Origin of the sequence: Cellulomonas taurus, from assembly GCF_012931845.1 — a bacterium.
Classification (GTDB): Bacteria; Actinomycetota; Actinomycetes; order Actinomycetales; family Cellulomonadaceae; genus Cellulomonas; species Cellulomonas taurus.
In genome coordinates this window covers 2777929-2794211 of the sequence record NZ_CP051884.1, presented here as the reverse complement: position 1 = coordinate 2794211, position 16283 = coordinate 2777929, and the positions used below count along the sequence as shown (strand labels likewise).

Here is a 16283-nt window from a genome sequence, read left to right as displayed (position 1 = left end):
CGGTCAGGAAGCTGCCGAGAACCAGTCGTTCCCGCACCCCGGTGCGCTCGTACGACTGCTCGGACGGACATGACCCCCCTGCATCACCTGCGCGGCTCGGCCGCGATCACCGCTGTGCTCGCGCTGCTGGGCACCCTGCTGCTCGCGACCCCCGCGGTCGCCGCCGACCCGACGCTGGAGACCACCGGATTCTCGGTCACCTCCGGCGCCACCCGGCTCGCGCAGCAGCCTGCCGCCGACCCGACGTATCTGACCGACGAGGCATTTGCCGCCAGCCCGGCGAGCAACACCGTCAGTTCGTCGTTCACCTACCGGTGCGCCAGCGACACCGAGCACTGCGTCGACGCGGCGGTCACGGTGAGCCTGGCGGCGCTGAAGCTCAGCTCGCCGGTGGTAGTGGACGGCCTGGACGTGCCGCCGACGATCACCTACTGGGCGGACGCTCAGGCCACCCAGCCCGCCGCGGGGTACGACACGGCCGCGGCGTTCCGGGTGACCTTCACCCTGCCGGTCGGTGACGGCGAGGTCGGCCTGACCGCCGGCACCATCGGCACGCTCAAGTTCGACAGCACCCTGATCGCGCCGCTGGGCGGCGGCAGCCAGCAGGGCACCGCCGTGGTCCTCCCGTCCTCGGCGGCGGGCACCGGGCAGCCCTCGCGCATCCGGGTGAACGGTGAGTTCCCGGTCAACCTGGCGACCACCACCGCGGTGGCGTGGGCCCGCAGCAGCTTCCTGTCCGGGGTGGACGACCAGGTCGACTCGCCGACCAACACCGCGACCGTCACCAGCACCCTGAGCGGCGACCCCGCCGACCAGTTCACCGTGAACTGGGGCGGCGCCGACCCGTCCACCCGTCCTGCCGCAGGCACCGCGGGCATGCTGCTCGACCTCACCTCGGCGACCATCACCGGGTGGCCGACCGGTGCGACCTCCGCGACCGTGTCCGGCTGGACCTGGAACGGTTCCGGCAGCTCCGCACCGGTGAAGGTCGACCTCGGCACCGTCACCACCGGTGGCACCGATCTGCTCGCCGGGCTGACCCCGCAGGTGCGCGGCACCCTCACCGGGTTGCAGGTGGTCTACACCGGCAGCCGGATCGCCACCGGAGCCGCATCGACGCTCAGCATCGGCGTCCGCGAGCACCTGAGCACCAACTCCACCCCGGTCGCCCGGAACAGCGCCCCGGTGGACTACGTGACGAACGCTCCGGCCGCCGCCTTCGACACCGCCTCGGACCTGAACACGCTCACCGTCACCGGTGCCGCGACCTCCGTGGCCCTCCGCGGAACCGGCACCGCGAGCAGCTCCGACAGCAAGGGCTTCCGGGTGTACGACCCGCGGCCCTACGCCGGGTCGACCACCGCCCTCGCCGGGGTCAACCCGGGCACCGTCTACGGCGGTGGCTACGTCCGCCTGACCTCGGTCGGCACCAACTGGTCGCGCCGCGCCGTCGAGCAGCTGACCCTGACCGTCCCGTCCAGCGCCGCGCAGGTCACCGCGACCAACACGCTGCTCGACCCCGACCTGCCCGCGGTGGACACCCGGGTGTTCGGTGCCGGGCTGACCTTCGCCGGCTTCGGTGCCGGGCGCTCCGGTGCGGTCGCCGACGGCACCGGACTGCAGGTCACCGGGCTGACCGGTGCCGCGGACCTGGTGCTCACGGTGCTCACCGCCGACGGGGTCGGCGGCTCCGTGACCCTGAACGCCGCGAGTCCGGTGGCTCCGACCGACCCGGCGGCCTTCGGGCTGGGGTCCTGGTCGCAGGTCACCGGCTACACCGCCGTCGTGCGGGGCACCGGGTCGGCGGTGCCGATGGGTGCCACGGTCACGGTGCCGGTGCTGCTGCGCGCCGCGACCGCCGCGGCGGCGACGACCTACGCCGCGCACACCACCGCGGTCGCCGCCCTCGGCTCGTCCACCTCCGCCGTCACCCCGCGCACCGCGCAGAGCGGCAACCGCCCGGTCACCGCCGCGCAGATCGCGGTCGCGGTGCCCACCGTCGCGGTGAACGGCACCAAGACCGTCGTCGAGCCCTACGTCTCGACGGTCGGCGGCTCCGTGACCGCCGTGCTGGAGGCCGTCTCCCGGCACGGCGCCAGTGAGCACCTGCCGGACACGCTCACCATCGAGGACTCGGCACGACTGAACTCCAACGCGGGCGCCGCCTGGTGGAACGTCTTCCTGCCGCAGTCGGTCGAGGCGCCCTCCGGCACCGGGGTCGAGTTCTACACCAACACCACCGGCGCGCCGGTCTGGCAGACCTACGCCGGGTCGCTGTCGGCGCTGAGCGGCAGCGACACCTGGCGCGGGATGCGGCTGGTGTCGCACGCCCCGGCCGACGACACCTTCCCGGACGGCACCGTGTTCCGCGTCCTGGTCACCTTCCAGGTGCGCGGCGCCGTGCTGAACGGCCAGACCTGGAACGCCACCACCTCGGTCACCAACGTCGCGGAGGTGACCTCCTCGGCCACGATCGAGGGCAACGTGGTCACCAGCCCGGTCACCCGGGTCACCGACACCGTCACCGCCGTCGACCCCGGGACCGACGGTCACCACGCCCTGGTGAAGGGCCTGAGCTCCACCTCCGGCATCGAGGGCAGCGGCGCGACCACCCTGGCCACGCTGACCTGGGGCACGGACGGCGAGCGGCACACCGCGATCACCGTCACCGACGCGAACGGCCTCACCGCCGCCAACCCGACTCCGAGCACCGGCAGCAGCCAGAGCTTCTGGGACAGCTTCAACCTGACCTCGGTGCGGCCGATCACCTCCGGCCCGGCCGCCGAGACCGGGTCCGCCTACGACCCGTACCTCGCCTTCGACCAGGTGACCGACGTGCGGGTGTTCGACACCGTGCGCGCCGACTGGATCTCGCTCAAGGACCAGCAGTGGAACGGCTCCGCGTGGGTGGCGCGTTCCGGGAACCGCACGGATCTGCGGTTCGGTGGCACGAACGTCAACGGTGCCTTCCCGTACGTCGGGTCGTTCCCGGGGATCACCAGCATCTCGGCCGGTGTGCAGGCGCGGATCGGCGGCATCCAGCTGAGCTACGCCCCGCGCAGCGCCGCGGAGCGGACCACCGCCGTCGCCGCGGACGATTGGCGTCAGGCGCTGATCCCGGACCTGACCACCGGCGCGAGCGCGGACGCGGTGGCCGCGGTCGACGGCCCGACCCGGCAGATCCAACTGGCCTTCACCCTGCGGGACACCTCGCGGGCGAACAACGCCCCGATCAACAACGCCTTCGTGACCAACACCGGAAACCCCGGGAGGATCGCCAACTCCGGCCGGGTGACCGGCTCCGGCGGTGACCTCGGTGGCCCGGTGAACAGCTCCGGATGGACCTACCAGGTCACGGCCGCCTCGGTGGGCGTGACCGCCGCCAAGACCTGGCTGCGCTCCTCCAACGGCGACCCCCTCAAGCCGAGCACCGACCTGGACCAGCTGGCGCTGCCGGTCGAGGGCCAGGCCGCCGCCGCCGATCAGTGGCCGACCGCGACCCTGACCGTCTCCGGGACGAGCACCGCCACCACCCGGGTCGACACCTTCCAGCTGACCGAGCCGGCCGGGATCGACAGTGCACCCACGCTGACGGCGAACTCGCCGTTCGCGCAGTTCTCGATCACCAAGATCAGCAGTCTCTCGGACAGCATCTCCGGGTCCACCCGGCTGGACGTGGTGCTCTACCGGGTGGCGGGTGACGGCACGATCAGCGCCGACCCCGCGATCACCAGCACCGCCGCCAAGGCGTTGACGGCGGCACAGCTCACGGACGTGGTCGGCATCCAGCTGACGTACACCGGCCGGATCGCCGCCGGGCAGCGCGCCACCATGGTGCTGGACACCCGACTGCTGGCCGAGAACCGGGTGACCGGTGCCGACACGGTCGCGGGGCTGCGGATCGACAACACCGTGCGCACCACGCTCTGGGACGCGCGGGTCTGCGTCGCTCCGGAGACCGGCTCGCCCAGCAGCTGCCTGCCGCAGATCGTGAGCTCCACCCGGACCGCCTCGGTCACCGTGCAGGACCCCGAGGTGCTGGCGGTGCCCGCGCTGGAGGTGCCGACGGTGGACGTCCAGCGTGACGCCACGACGCCCACCATCACCACGGTGCTGTCGGTGCAGAACTTCGGTCGCACCGAGGCGGACGAACTGCTCGTCACCGACGCCGACCCGCGGTTCTTCAACGCCGTGGCGGCGCACCGGATCACGGTCGACCGGTTGCCCACCGGTGCGGAGGAGGCGCGGCTGGAGGTGCTGCTGGCCGGTGCCGACCTCGACATCGACACCACCGGCGCCTACGCCGGTGAGCAGGTGTGGCACAGCTGGGCCACCGGCACGCCGGGCACCGCCTGGGACCTGGACGCGATCGCCGCGAGCCACGGTGCCACCGCGGAGCAGGTCATCGGCGTGCGGGTCCGGTTCGTCAGCACCGACGCCCAGCGGATCACCGCGCCGGGACAGGGCTACGGCGAGCTGACCATGACCGGCTCGCTGCGCGAGGAACTGCGCACCGGTGGACTGCCGAGCGCCGTCGGCGCGAACGGCTGGCGCTACCAGGACCGGGCCGAGCTGAGCAGCAACCCGGGCGAGACGGTCCGGGGTGCGATCACGAACCGGATCGCCGCCCAGGCGATCCGGGACGGCCTCGCCTCGGTGGCGACCGACTCCGCCGAACTGGCGGTGACGGTGCATGCCGGTGCCGCCACCGTGCGGGTGCAGAAGGCCGAACTGAACCCGGCCGCCCGCAAGCCGGGTGACTTCGTGCAGTACCGGCTCGCGGTGACGAACACCGCATCCGGGTCCGGGGCAGCCGACCTGACCGGGCTGGTGGTCACCGACCGGCTGCCCGAGGACGGTTCGCTGCTGTTCGGCGACGCACCGGCCGGGCAGCAGCCGTGGAGCGTGCAGGGCCTCGGCGCTCCGACCGTGACCGCCGACGACTCGACGATCACCTTCGCCTTCGGTGCCGATGAGCGCCTGGTACCCGGTGCCACCGTGGAGATCCTGCTCTGGGTGCGCCTGGCCCAGGACCTGTCGTCGGTGACCATCGTCAACACCGCCTCCGCCGCCTCGGCCAGTCGCCCGGTGGTGGCCACCTCGACCGGGGCCGACGGCGGGACCACCTGCGCGCCGGGGAGCTACGACGCCCTCGCCCAGGGCTGCGTGGTCACCGCCGGGTCGCTGACCATCGGCGGCGCGAACGTGTACGTCTCGGAGGAGTGGGTGCGGGACAGCCGCACCGGCGCCGGTGCCGTGCGCACCACGGCCGCGAAGCCCGGGACCAGCGGCGCCTGTGCTCCGCGCGGCACCGGAGCGGATGCGACCTGGTTCCGCTACCCGTGCTCGGTGGTGAGCAGCTCCGGGTCGGTCACCGACTGGCAGGTGCAGGTCACCAGCCGGGCCAGCGTGTCCACCGACAAGCTGGAGCTGGTCGACATGCTGCCCGCCGTCGGTGACTACCCGGCGATGGCCTCCGCCGGTTCCCGGGACAGCCAGTGGCGACCGGTGTGGGACGGCAACCTGCCCGCACTGGTGTCCATGGCCGGGCTGCCCGCCGGTGCGAAGCTCGAGGTCTACACCACCACCGCGCAGTACCGCGCGGGTGGCGTGGCCGCCAGCAGCGCGTTCGACCCGGTGCCGGGCACCTGGACCAGCGCCCCGTTGACCGGCAGCGTCCCCGCGGCGCAGGCGGCCCGGGTGACCGGCTTCAAGTTCGTGGTCAGCTTCGCCGGCGCCGACCGGTTCTCCTCCGGGGAGTCGGTGCGGGTCGGCTGGTCGATGCGGACCCCGCTGACCGGCGCGACCGTGGCGACCGACACCTGGAACTCCTTCGCGTTCCGGGTGCCCGCGGACGCGGCGGTGGGCCGACCGAATGACGTCACCTCGGTGCCGCTGAAGGCCGGGGCGCGCTTCGCCGTCGCCGCGGACCAGGTGGGTGCCAGCAGCTTCGCCGTGGGCGACCGGGTGTGGCTGGACATCGACCGCGACGGGATCCAGGACGCGGGGGAGCCGGGCGTTCCGGGCGCCACCGTCGACCTGTACGCCGGGTCGGGTGCCGGGGCCACCTGGGCGGCCGAGGCGGCATCCGACGCGAACGGCGAGTGGCTGATCGACGGCCTGCCCGCCGGGAGCTACCAGGTGCGGATCACGCTGCCGGCGGACGCGGCGGCGCGGTACGTCTTCACCGCCGTGGACCGTGGCTCCGACGATGCCGTCGACTCCGACGCGGTGCCGGACGGCGAGGGCGACACCGCGCTGATCTCGTCGGTCGAACTGACCGACGGTGCCCCGAACGTCTCGGCCGGTTCCGCCGCCTGGCGCGCCGCCCATCCCGGCGTCACGGCCGCGCTGGTCGATCTGACCCGGGACGCGGGGGTGCAGCATCGCCTGCTCGCCGTCGGTGACCGGGTGTGGTTCGACACCAACCGGGACGGGCGTCAGGGCCCGGGGGAGGAGGGCGTCGACGGCGCCGCCGTGCGCCTGCTGAGCGCCGACGGTGACGTGCTGGCCGACACCACCACCGACCCGGACGGCTTCTACCGGTTCACCGCCCTCGACCCCGGCGACTACCGGGTCGAGGTCGAACTGCCCCCGACGCTCGCCACGCGATGGACCTTCACCGCGACCGGTGTCGGCGAGACCAGTGGCGACTCGGACGCCACCGCCGTCACGGCTGCCGTGGGACGCACCGGGGTGTTCACCTTGACGGCGGGTTCGCCGCTGGTCACCGTGTCCTCCCTGGCCGGCCAGCCCGGCTGGTCCGGTGTCACCGACGCCGACTACGCCGACCCGACCCGGGACATCGGCCTGGCCGAGCGCCCGGTGCGAGTGGGCGACCGGGTGTGGGTGGACCTGAACGCCGACGGGGTGCAGGGCGACGGCGAACCCGGCCTGGCCGGGGTGCGGCTGGAGCTGACCGACGCCGCCGGTGACCCGGTGCTCGACCTGGACGGCGATCCGGTCCCGCCGGTCGTCTCCGACGCCGACGGCGGTTACCTGTTCGACAACCTGCTGCCCGGCCAGTACCAGGTCCGCGTCACCCAGGGGCCGGACGGCTACGTCCCCACCCAGGACGGGCAGGGCACCGCGGAGACCGACTCGTCGACCGGCGTGGCCACCTCCCGGGTGCTGCGCGGCGGGGAGATCGACCCCTCGCTGGACTTCGGCTTCCGGCCGTTGTGGGCGATCGGTGACCGGGTCTGGCTGGACTCCGACCGGGACGGTGCGCAGGACCCGGGAGAGCCCGCGTTCGCCGGTGTCACCGTGCGGGTGCTGGCGGACGACGGGACCGAGGTCGCCAGCGTGGTGACCGACGTCGACGGATTGTGGCACGCGGATCTGCTGGAGCCGGGCGACTACACCGTCGAGTTCGAGCTCTCCGCCGCCGATGCCGCGCGCTACACCTGGACCACCGTGCACGCCGCCGCCCGGGCGGATGACGACTCCGACGCGGCAGCGGTCACCCCGACGCTGGCCCGGGCCACGGTCACCGTCGGTCCCGATGCGCCGGGCATGCGCCTGGCACGGTCCGACGACGGTGTGGTGGCCAGCCGGATCGACTCCACCTGGGACGCCGGTCTGGTCGAGATCCCGGTGGCGGTCGGTGACCGGGTCTGGTTCGACCGGAACGGTGACGGCGTGCAGGACGCGGACGAGCCCGGGATCGCCGGTGCCGTGCTCGTGCTGCGCACCCCGGACGGCCGTGAGGTGAACGACGCCGACGGCACTCCGGTCGGCCCGGTCACCACCGACGCCGACGGGACCTACCGGTTCGGGAACCTGCTGCCGGGTGCCTATGTGGTCAGCGTCGACCGGGTCGCCTCGGGCCAGGCGCTGGCCGGGCACCGCCCGACCCTGGCCGAGGTCGGGTCGGACCGCGGTGCCGACTCGTCCACCGACGACGCGGCCTCGGCGACGCTGATCGGCGGCCAGCAGGACCTCACGCTGGACTTCGGCTGGGTGCTCGCCGACGACGTGCAGCTGGCGCTGCGCAAGTCGGTGGCCGGCCGGACGCTGGACAGCGTGACCTGGGAGCTGACGGTCGCCTCCGTCGGCACCCAGGACGCCTACGCCGGTTTCACCGTCGTCGACACGCTGCCCTCCGGCCTGCGCTACACCTCGGCGTCCGGGGACGGCTTCGACTGCACGGTCGACGGACAGGTCGTCACCTGCGACCACCCGGGGGCGCTCGCGGCCGGTGAGACCGCCACGGTGCGGATCGTCACGGCGTTGACGGACAGCCGGGCCTCGGTGCGGAACACGGCGACGGTCATCACCGGTGACCACGAGTACCCGTTCCCGGTCGACCCGGACGACAACGGCTCCTGGAGTGACCCGGTGTCGCTGCCGGTGGACGACCCGGCACCGTCCGGGGCGCCCGTCGCCGGGTCGGCGCCGGCCGTCCCGGACGCCGCCTCCGGGTTGCTGGCGATCACCGGATCCGCCCCAGCGGGTGTGATCGGCGGGGCGCTGGTCCTCACCGTCGCCGGTCTTGTGCTGGTGCTGCTGCGCCGTCGGCGGCCTGAACACCGCACCCGGCACGGTCGTTGAGCACACGCCGGGGCGAGTCGATCCTGCCCGCCCCGGCGTGTCCACTCGACAGCGGTGGGCGCGTTTCCCCGACGCGGCCCGATGGCGTATGCTTGTCCGTTGGGTGTGCGCCCTCGCGCTGTCGCACGCTCGTCCGCGAATCAGCCGTGACATCGGCTCGTTCGCGCGCGGGCTGGTCTCGGTCGAGGCCGGGCACACACACCGCACCGATCCACTCGGACCGGCGCGGGTCGGAAGTGAAGCACAACAGTTAGCGGAGGACATGGCGAAGAAGGACGGTGTCATCGAGATCGAGGGCAGCGTGGTCGAGGCTCTGCCGAACGCGATGTTCCGCGTCGAGCTGACCAACGGTCACAAGGTTCTCGCCCACATCTCGGGCAAGATGCGCCAGCACTACATCCGGATCCTCCCCGAGGACCGGGTGGTGGTCGAGCTCAGCCCGTACGACCTGTCCCGCGGGCGCATCGTCTACCGCTACAAGTAAACCGACCGATCGAGCATCGCCGTCGACGCGTTCGGACTCCCGTCGGGAGCCGGCGGATCGACGGCGGAGGAACAGGCCATGAAGGTCAAGCCCAGCGTCAAGAAGATCTGCGACAAGTGCAAGGTGATCCGCCGGCACGGTCGTGTCCAGGTGATCTGCGAGAACCTGCGTCACAAGCAGCGTCAGGGCTGAATCAGCCCAGGACGTGTCGTCGATCTGAACGAACCCCGGTGACCCGCTAGCGACTAGCGGTCACCATCAGCGCATCGCCGCACCGCGCCACCCCAGGTGGCCGGTGAACCCCCGGTCCGGAGGCCGGGGCCCGCAGCCAGGCGGGAGGACGGTGTGGAAGACCTTCGGATGAAGTCACAGGAGCCACCAGGCACATGGCACGTCTTATCGGCGTCGACCTCCCCCGCGAGAAGCGGCTGGAGATCGCGCTCACCTACATCTACGGCGTGGGTCGCACCCGCGCCAAGGCCACGCTCGAGGCGACCGGCATCAGCCCGGACGTCCGGGTGAAGGACCTGGACGACGCTCAGCTGGTCGCACTGCGCGACCACCTGGAGGGCAACTTCAAGCTCGAGGGTGACCTCCGCCGTGAGGTCGCCGCCGACATCCGCCGCAAGGTCGAGATCGGTTGCTACGAGGGTCTGCGTCACCGTCGCGGCCTCCCGGTGCGCGGTCAGCGCACCAAGACCAACGCGCGTACCCGCAAGGGTCCCAAGCGCACCGTCGCGGGCAAGAAGAAGGCCCGCTGAGCAGATCGCCCCGGCCCGGCTGCTGATCCAGCACCGCCGGTCGAGCGATCCGCCGCGACCCACAGACCACGTAGACGCGTAGAGAGAACGAGCGAATGCCTCCCAAGACCCGTACTGGTGTGCGCAAGCCGCGCCGCAAGGAGAAGAAGAACATCTCCGTCGGCCAGGCTCACATCAAGAGCACCTTCAACAACACGATCGTCTCGATCACCGACCCCAGCGGCGCGGTGATCTCCTGGGCCTCCGGCGGCGACGTCGGCTTCAAGGGCTCCCGTAAGTCGACCCCGTACGCCGCCGGCATGGCGGCCGAGGCCGCTGCTCGCAAGGCGCAGGAGCACGGCATGAAGAAGGTCGACGTCTTCGTCAAGGGCCCGGGTTCGGGCCGTGAGACCGCGATCCGGTCGCTGACCGCCGCCGGTCTCGAGGTGGGCTCCATCCAGGACGTGACGCCGCAGGCGCACAACGGCTGCCGCCCCCCGAAGCGTCGCCGCGTCTGATCCGTCGTCGATACGCCGTGTCCTCAGCTGAGGGCACGGCGTATCGGCCGGTCGTCCGGGTGGACCGAGACCCGCGCGACCCTTTGCGTACCTGCGCTGCGTCATATGGCGGACGCACGCTGAGAGGAACACCGAAGTGCTCATCGCACAGCGCCCCACCCTGACCGAAGAGGTCATCTCGGAGAACCGTTCGCGGTTCTCCATCGAGCCGCTCGAGCCCGGCTTCGGCTACACGCTGGGCAACTCCCTGCGCCGGACGCTGCTGTCGTCCATCCCGGGCGCCGCCGTGACCAGCATCCGGATCGACGGCGTGCTGCACGAGTTCAGCACCGTCCCCGGGGTCAAGGAGGATGTCACCGAGATCATCCTCAACATCAAGAACCTGGTCGTCTCCTCGGAGAACGACGAGCCGGTCGTGATGTACCTGCGCAAGCAGGGTGCCGGTGACGTCACCGCCGCCGACATCGTGCCGCCGGCCGGTGTCGAGGTGCACAACACCGACCTGCACCTGGCCACGCTGAACGAGAAGGGCAAGCTCGAGATCGAGCTGACCGTCGAGCGCGGCCGTGGCTACGTGTCGGCCAACCAGAACAAGGCCTTCGAGGCCGAGATCGGCCGCATCCCGGTCGACTCGATCTACTCGCCGGTCCTCAAGGTCACCTACAAGGTCGAGGCGACCCGTGTCGAGCAGCGCACCGACTTCGACAAGCTGATCGTCGACGTCGAGACCAAGGCCGCCATCTCCCCGCGGGACGCACTGGCCTCGGCCGGTAAGACCCTGGTGGAGCTGTTCGGTCTGGCCCGTGAGCTGAACGTCGAGGCCGAGGGCATCGAGATCGGCCCGTCGCCGACCGACCAGGCGCTGGCCGCCGATCTGGCCCTGCCGATCGAGGACCTGCAGCTGACCATCCGGTCGTACAACTGCCTCAAGCGCGAGGGCATCCACACGGTGGGCGAGCTCGTGGCGCGTTCCGAGGCTGACCTGCTCGACATCCGCAACTTCGGTGCGAAGTCGATCACCGAGGTCAAGGAGAAGCTGGCCGAGCTGAACCTGTCCCTGAAGGACAGCCCGCTCGACTTCGACCCGACCGCCGCCGCGTACTACGACGGCGACGAGGGCGACTTCACCGAGGACGAGCAGTACTGACGCCGGGGAGGTCCGCGATGATCGCGGACCAGCCCATCATTGGAACCAAGGAGTAACGACATGCCTACGCCCACCAAGGGTCCCCGGCTCGGTGGCGGACCGGCGCACGAGCGGCTGATCCTGGCCAACCTGGCCACTGCGCTGTTCGAGCACAAGCGGATCACCACCACCGAGACCAAGGCCAAGCGCCTGCGTCCGCTGGCCGAGCGCCTGATCACCTTCGCCAAGCGCGGTGACCTGCACGCCCGCCGTCGCGTGATGACCACCATCCGCGACAAGTCCGTCGTGCACACCCTGTTCGCGGAGATCGCGCCGGCCGTGGCCGAGCGTCAGGGTGGCTACACCCGGATCACCAAGATCGGCCCCCGCAAGGGTGACAACGCGCCGATGGCCGTGATCGAGCTCGTGCTCGAGCCGCTGTCCCCGAAGCAGTCCGTGGTCCGCGAGGCCACCAAGGCTGCCGAGAAGTCGGCTCCGAAGGCCGAGGAGACCCCGGTCGAGACCACCACCGAGGCTCCCGCCGAGGAGACCACCGAGGCGACCGAGGCTCCGGCCGAGGAGACCGCCGAGGGCACCACGGACGACGCCGCCAAGGCCTGAGTCCGACCGCACGCGTACGAGGCCCGGTCCATCCGCGAGGGTGGGCCGGGCCTCGTCGTGTCGGTAGCGTCGGGGCATGACCCCGGTGGTGTTCGTGCACGGTCTGCGCACCTCGCGGACCATGTGGCGGTTCCAGCAGGAGGCGTTGGGTCGCTACGGCTGCCCGACGGTGGCGATCGATCTGCCCGGCCACGGCGAACGCCGCGGGGAGCGGTTCACGCTGGACGGTGCCGTCCAGGCGGTGGCCGACGGGGTGCGGTCGGTCGGTGGCCGCGCGGCGGTGGTCGGGTTGTCCCTGGGCGGTTACGTCGCGATCCGGCACGCCGCACGGCATCCCGAGCAGGTGGCGGGTCTGGTCGCCGCGAGCTGCTGCACCCGGCCGCTGCGGCTGCTGCTGGACGGGTGGACGGTGCTGGCCCGGGGGATCGCCCGGTTGCCGGATGCCGGCGCCGCGCTGAACCAGCGCTCGGTGGACGCGGTGCTGCCGGCCCAGGCGGCGATCGACGTCGCGGCGGGTGGCTTCGCGCTGGACGTGATGGACGACGTGCTCGGTGCGATGCGGTCCGCCGACCCGGTGGCCGACCTGCGGCGGGTGCGCGCACCGGTCTGGCTGGTGAACGGTCGCTACGACCACTTCCGGGGGGAGGAGCGCCGCTTCCTCGCCGCCTGCTCGGACGGTCGGCTGGTGATCGTGCCCCGGGCGACCCACCTGGTGAGCCTCAGCGCTCCGGTCGGCTTCACCCGGGTGCTGCTGGGGGCCGTCGACGAGCTCAGTCGGTCCGCAGCTGCCAGGCCCGGACCCCACCGGTGATCCCGGCCTGGTTCGGGACGATCACCACGTCGTCGCCGAGCCGGGCCAGCGAGGTCGCGGTGACCGCGCGGGAGTTGCCGCCGCCGAGGTAGAGCCGGTCCCAGCGGAACACCGGCCGCAGCCCGTCGATCATCCGGCGCACCCGCCGGGACCACATCGCGTCCCCCAGCCGGGCACGCTGGATCTGGCCGATGTACTCGTCGTACGTGGTGCCCCGGTGGATCGGCGCGTGCGACCACTCCAGGTGCGGGGCCAGGCGGCCCCCGTCGAACAGCGCCGAGCCCAGGCCGGTGCCGAGGGTGAGCACCAGCTCCACCCCGGAGCCCGAGACCACCCCGGCGCCGTGCACCTCGGCGTCGTTCAGCACCAGGGTCGGCACGCCGAGCCGCCGCTCGAAGGCGGCCCGGATGTCGCATCCCGCCCACAGTTCGACCAGCTCGGGGTCGACCCGGGTGTGCGGACCGGAGCGGGTCACATAGTGCGGGGTGGCGACCACGACGCCGTGCCGGATCATCCCGGGCATCCCGACCGTCGCGCGATCCGACGGCGGCAGCTGCGCCGCGATGTCCGCGATGGTGTCCACCAGGCGTTCCGGCGGCAGCGGGTACGGGGTGGGCACGCGCACCGCCGGGGCGTGCAGGGTGCCGGAGGCGTCCAGCACGGAAGCCTTGATCCCGCCGCCGCCGCAGTCGACGGCGAGGGTGTACGGGCTGCTGGACGGTGTGGGCACGGAGCAACGGTAGAGCAGCTCCCTGGCCGTAGGCTCATCGGGTGCTGGAGCCACCCCTCGCCCCCGACGTGCTGGATCGTGCGACGGGCGCGCTGCTCGGCCAGGCGCTCGGCGACGCGCTCGGCGTCCCCTACGAGTTCGGCACACCGCCGGGGCCGCAGGAGTGGCCGGAGCTGCGCGGCGGCGGTCTCGGGCCCTATGCACCGGGGGAGTGGAGCGACGACACCCAGATGACCGCGTGCCTGGTCCGCGTGGCCGCACGCGGCGGGCGGTTGCGCACCGAGGCCGAGCTGGACGCGGTGGCGGCGGCCTTCGTCGCCTGGCGGTCCGGCGGGGCGAGCGACATCGGGGTGCAGACCGCGGCGGTGATCGACCGGGCGGCCGGTGGTGACGGCGGCCCCGCCGAGCGGATGCGTGCGGCCGCCTGGCAGGTGTTCGCGGACACCGGACGGGCGGCGGGCAACGGCGCGTTGATGCGCACCGCGGTGGTCGGGCTGCTCGCCCTGGACGATCGTCGCGCGACGGCGGTGGCCGCGCGGGCGGTGGCGGAGCTGACCCACGCCGACCCGCTGGCGGCCGAGTCCTGTGTCCTGTGGTCGGAGGCGGTGCGGGTGGCGGTGGTCGAGGGGCGGCTCGACCTGCGTGGCGGACTCGACCTGCTGGCACCGGAGCGCGCTGCCGCCTGGTCGGGGTGGATCGACGACGCGGAGCGGACATCACCGGACACCGACCTGACCGGGAACGGCTTCACGGTGACCGCGCTCCAGGCGGCGTGGCACGTGCTGCACGATCTGCACGATGTGCACGGCCGACCGGGGCCCGACGAGGCCCTGGCCCGACTGGCGGCGGCGATCCGGATCGGCGGCGACACCGACACCGTGGCGGCGATCACCGGCGGTCTGCTGGGTGCCCTGGTGGGGGTCGCGGCGCTGCCGATGCCGTTGCTGCGCCAGGTGCACGGCTGGCCGGGCTGGGACGGCCGCGAGCTCGGCGGGCGGGCGCGGGTGATCGCCCAGGGTGGGCCGGGTCGCGCGGGGATTCCCGGGACGCAGACCTGCCCACTGTGCGGGACGTCCGGCACGCCGAACCCGCGCTACCCGGATCACGTCTGCGGGTGGTGCGCCGCGTGGGTGACCGACGAGGACGGTCGTCCGGTCGACCTGTTCAACGCGTCCTTCTCCGGCGGGTACCTGGCGAGGTACCCGGACGGCAGCCCGGCCTCCGCGCAGGTGGCGGCCGGACGGGTGTGGATCGGTGGTGAACCGCTGCGGGCCGGGGAGGCCCGGTTCGGCGGGATCGTGGTGCAACGGCAGGAGGAGACACGATGAGCGTGCGGGTCAGGATCGATCTGGCCTACGACGGCACCGACTTCGCCGGGTGGGCGCGGCAACCGACGCTGCGCACCGTGCAGGGTGTGGTCGAGGACGGCCTGGCCGTGGTCCTGCGCTCGGCGCACCGCGGTCACGCGCTGCCCCGGGTGACGGTGGCCGGTCGCACCGATGCCGGGGTGCACGCCCGGGGTCAGGTGCTGCACGTGGACGTCCCGGCCGACGCGTGGGCGGACCTGCCCGGACGCTCGGACCGCGACCCGGCGGAGGCGCTGCTGACCCGGCTCACCGGCGTGCTGCCGGCCGATGTGGTGGTGCGCGGGGTGCGGCCGGCGGCGGAGGGCTTCGACGCCCGGTTCTCCGCGGTGGCCCGGCGGTACGTGTACCGGGTGTGCGACGACCCGGCGCTGCGCGACCCGCTGCGGCGCAGCCACGTGCTGTGGCACCGCCGCCGCCTGGACGCCGACGCCATGCACGTCGCCGCCCAGCGGGTGCTGGGCCGCCACGACTTCGCCGCCTACTGCAAGCCCCGGGAGGGGGCGACCACGATCAGGACGCTCGACGAACTCAGCTGGCAGCGGCTCACCGACGGACCGGATGCCGGGCTGGTGGTGGCGACGGTCAGGGCGGACGCGTTCTGCCACTCCATGGTCCGTGCGCTGGTCGGTGCCAGCCTCGCGGTGGGGGAGGGTCGCCGCCCCCTGGACTGGCCGGCCGAGCTACTGGTCGGCGGACGGCGTGACCCGGGCAGTGCCGTGGTCGCGGCACACGGCCTCACCCTCGAGGAGGTCGTCTACCCGCCGGACGAGGAGCTCGCGGCACGGGCCGTGCGGACCCGCGCGCCGCGGTCGGCCGACGACGTGGACACGCCGCCGCTGCCCCGTCCCGGCGACTGATCGGGACCGAGCCGCGGCGGCGCGGTGGACCTGCTGCGTCAGGTCAGAACTGATCGTCCTCGTCGAGGACGTGCACGGCTGCCTCCTCGGCGGAGGCGGCACCCCCGTCGACCCCGGCGTCGACGGCGAACTGGTCGTTGCCGCCCGCCTCGACCGCGTCGTCGTCCTCGGCCAGGCGACCGGCCCGGTCCGGCTGGCGGGCGGGGTCGACCGGCTCGTCGGACTCCCACACCTCCGGCTCCTCCTGGGCGACCCGCTGGTCCAGGTCCTCGCCGCGCGACTCCTCCCAGGGCGTCTCGCCCCAGTGGGCGACGGCGGGACGCGGCCGCTCGGGCGGGGAGTAGCCCTCGTCCAACAGGTCGTCGACGCCGCGGTCGACCAGGGTGTCCTCCTCGGGCAGCTGGTTCGCGTCGCCCTCGGCCCCGGTGGCCGGATCAGTGCTGGTGGCAGGGGTGTCCTCGCTCATGGGACCACGG

At 72.7% G+C, this 16283-nt stretch carries 12 protein-coding genes; 10 read left to right on the top strand and 2 right to left on the bottom strand.

Going from position 1 to position 16283, the window contains the following annotated elements; all coding sequences use genetic code 11:
* Positions 1-69 precede the first annotated feature (69 nt).
* The 8 genes from HGK68_RS12910 (at position 70) to HGK68_RS12875 (ending at position 12853) form a co-directional block, all read left to right on the top strand.
* On the top strand, positions 70-8553 hold the full coding sequence (locus HGK68_RS12910; protein WP_169166333.1) for an SdrD B-like domain-containing protein: 8484 nt from the start codon (positions 70-72) through the stop codon (positions 8551-8553).
* A gap of 262 nt (positions 8554-8815) precedes the next feature.
* Positions 8816-9037, top strand: a complete 222-nt coding sequence (infA, locus tag HGK68_RS12905; RefSeq protein ID WP_013770189.1) for a translation initiation factor IF-1 — start codon at positions 8816-8818, stop codon at positions 9035-9037.
* Between the two features lie 78 nt (positions 9038-9115).
* Complete coding sequence (rpmJ, locus tag HGK68_RS12900; protein ID WP_013117849.1) at positions 9116-9229, top strand: 50S ribosomal protein L36; 114 nt, start codon at positions 9116-9118, stop codon at positions 9227-9229.
* 194 nt (positions 9230-9423) lie between these two features.
* A complete protein-coding gene (gene rpsM / locus HGK68_RS12895) occupies positions 9424-9798 on the top strand; it encodes a 30S ribosomal protein S13 (protein ID WP_169166332.1) in 375 nt (124 codons plus the stop codon).
* A 95-nt stretch (positions 9799-9893) separates the two neighbouring features.
* Complete coding sequence (gene rpsK / locus HGK68_RS12890; RefSeq protein WP_168630736.1) at positions 9894-10295, top strand: 30S ribosomal protein S11; 402 nt, start codon at positions 9894-9896, stop codon at positions 10293-10295.
* 136 nt (positions 10296-10431) lie between these two features.
* Complete coding sequence (locus HGK68_RS12885) at positions 10432-11442, top strand: DNA-directed RNA polymerase subunit alpha (protein ID WP_169166331.1); 1011 nt, start codon at positions 10432-10434, stop codon at positions 11440-11442.
* Positions 11443-11502: 60 nt separating this feature from the next.
* The gene (gene rplQ / locus HGK68_RS12880) at positions 11503-12042 is read left to right on the top strand and encodes a 50S ribosomal protein L17 (protein ID WP_169166330.1); all 540 of its coding nucleotides are present in this window, start codon (positions 11503-11505) and stop codon (positions 12040-12042) included.
* A 76-nt stretch (positions 12043-12118) separates the two neighbouring features.
* Entirely contained in the window at positions 12119-12853 is a 735-nt protein-coding gene (locus HGK68_RS12875) for an alpha/beta fold hydrolase (RefSeq protein ID WP_169166329.1), read from the top strand.
* Here HGK68_RS12875 and HGK68_RS12870 read toward each other — a convergent pair.
* Positions 12813-13583 (bottom strand): ROK family protein, encoded by a 771-nt coding sequence (locus HGK68_RS12870; RefSeq protein ID WP_169166328.1) that lies wholly within the window; start codon positions 13581-13583, stop codon positions 12813-12815. The genes HGK68_RS12875 and HGK68_RS12870 overlap by 41 nt on opposite strands.
* Positions 13584-13624: 41 nt before the next feature.
* Between HGK68_RS12870 and HGK68_RS12865 the strand changes: the two genes are divergently transcribed.
* Both HGK68_RS12865 and truA read left to right on the top strand, forming a co-directional pair.
* Positions 13625-14911 carry an ADP-ribosylglycohydrolase family protein gene (locus HGK68_RS12865; protein ID WP_206155750.1) on the top strand — a complete coding sequence of 429 codons (1287 nt, stop codon included), beginning with the start codon at positions 13625-13627 and terminating at the stop codon, positions 14909-14911.
* Positions 14908-15807, top strand: a complete 900-nt coding sequence (gene truA / locus HGK68_RS12860) for a tRNA pseudouridine(38-40) synthase TruA (RefSeq protein ID WP_169166327.1) — start codon at positions 14908-14910, stop codon at positions 15805-15807. Before HGK68_RS12865 ends, truA begins: the two co-directional genes overlap by 4 nt.
* A gap of 43 nt (positions 15808-15850) precedes the next feature.
* Here the strand turns inward: truA and HGK68_RS12855 are convergent, their stop codons facing one another.
* Positions 15851-16273, bottom strand: a complete 423-nt coding sequence (locus HGK68_RS12855; RefSeq protein WP_169166326.1) for a DUF5709 domain-containing protein — start codon at positions 16271-16273, stop codon at positions 15851-15853.
* Positions 16274-16283: the final 10 nt, after the last annotated feature.

What these genes read in the sequence shown, in the direction of transcription:
- HGK68_RS12910 (WP_169166333.1), top strand. Translation starts at nt 70, where the DNA reads ATGACCCCCCTGCATCACCTGCGCGGCTCGGCCGCGATCACCGCTGTG.
- infA (WP_013770189.1), top strand. Translation starts at nt 8,816, where the DNA reads ATGGCGAAGAAGGACGGTGTCATCGAGATCGAGGGCAGCGTGGTCGAG.
- rpmJ (WP_013117849.1), top strand. Translation starts at nt 9,116, where the DNA reads ATGAAGGTCAAGCCCAGCGTCAAGAAGATCTGCGACAAGTGCAAGGTG.
- rpsM (WP_169166332.1), top strand. Translation starts at nt 9,424, where the DNA reads ATGGCACGTCTTATCGGCGTCGACCTCCCCCGCGAGAAGCGGCTGGAG.
- rpsK (WP_168630736.1), top strand. Translation starts at nt 9,894, where the DNA reads ATGCCTCCCAAGACCCGTACTGGTGTGCGCAAGCCGCGCCGCAAGGAG.
- rplQ (WP_169166330.1), top strand. Translation starts at nt 11,503, where the DNA reads ATGCCTACGCCCACCAAGGGTCCCCGGCTCGGTGGCGGACCGGCGCAC.
- HGK68_RS12875 (WP_169166329.1), top strand. Translation starts at nt 12,119, where the DNA reads ATGACCCCGGTGGTGTTCGTGCACGGTCTGCGCACCTCGCGGACCATG.
- truA (WP_169166327.1), top strand. Translation starts at nt 14,908, where the DNA reads ATGAGCGTGCGGGTCAGGATCGATCTGGCCTACGACGGCACCGACTTC.
- HGK68_RS12855 (WP_169166326.1), bottom strand. Translation starts at nt 16,273, where the DNA reads ATGAGCGAGGACACCCCTGCCACCAGCACTGATCCGGCCACCGGGGCC.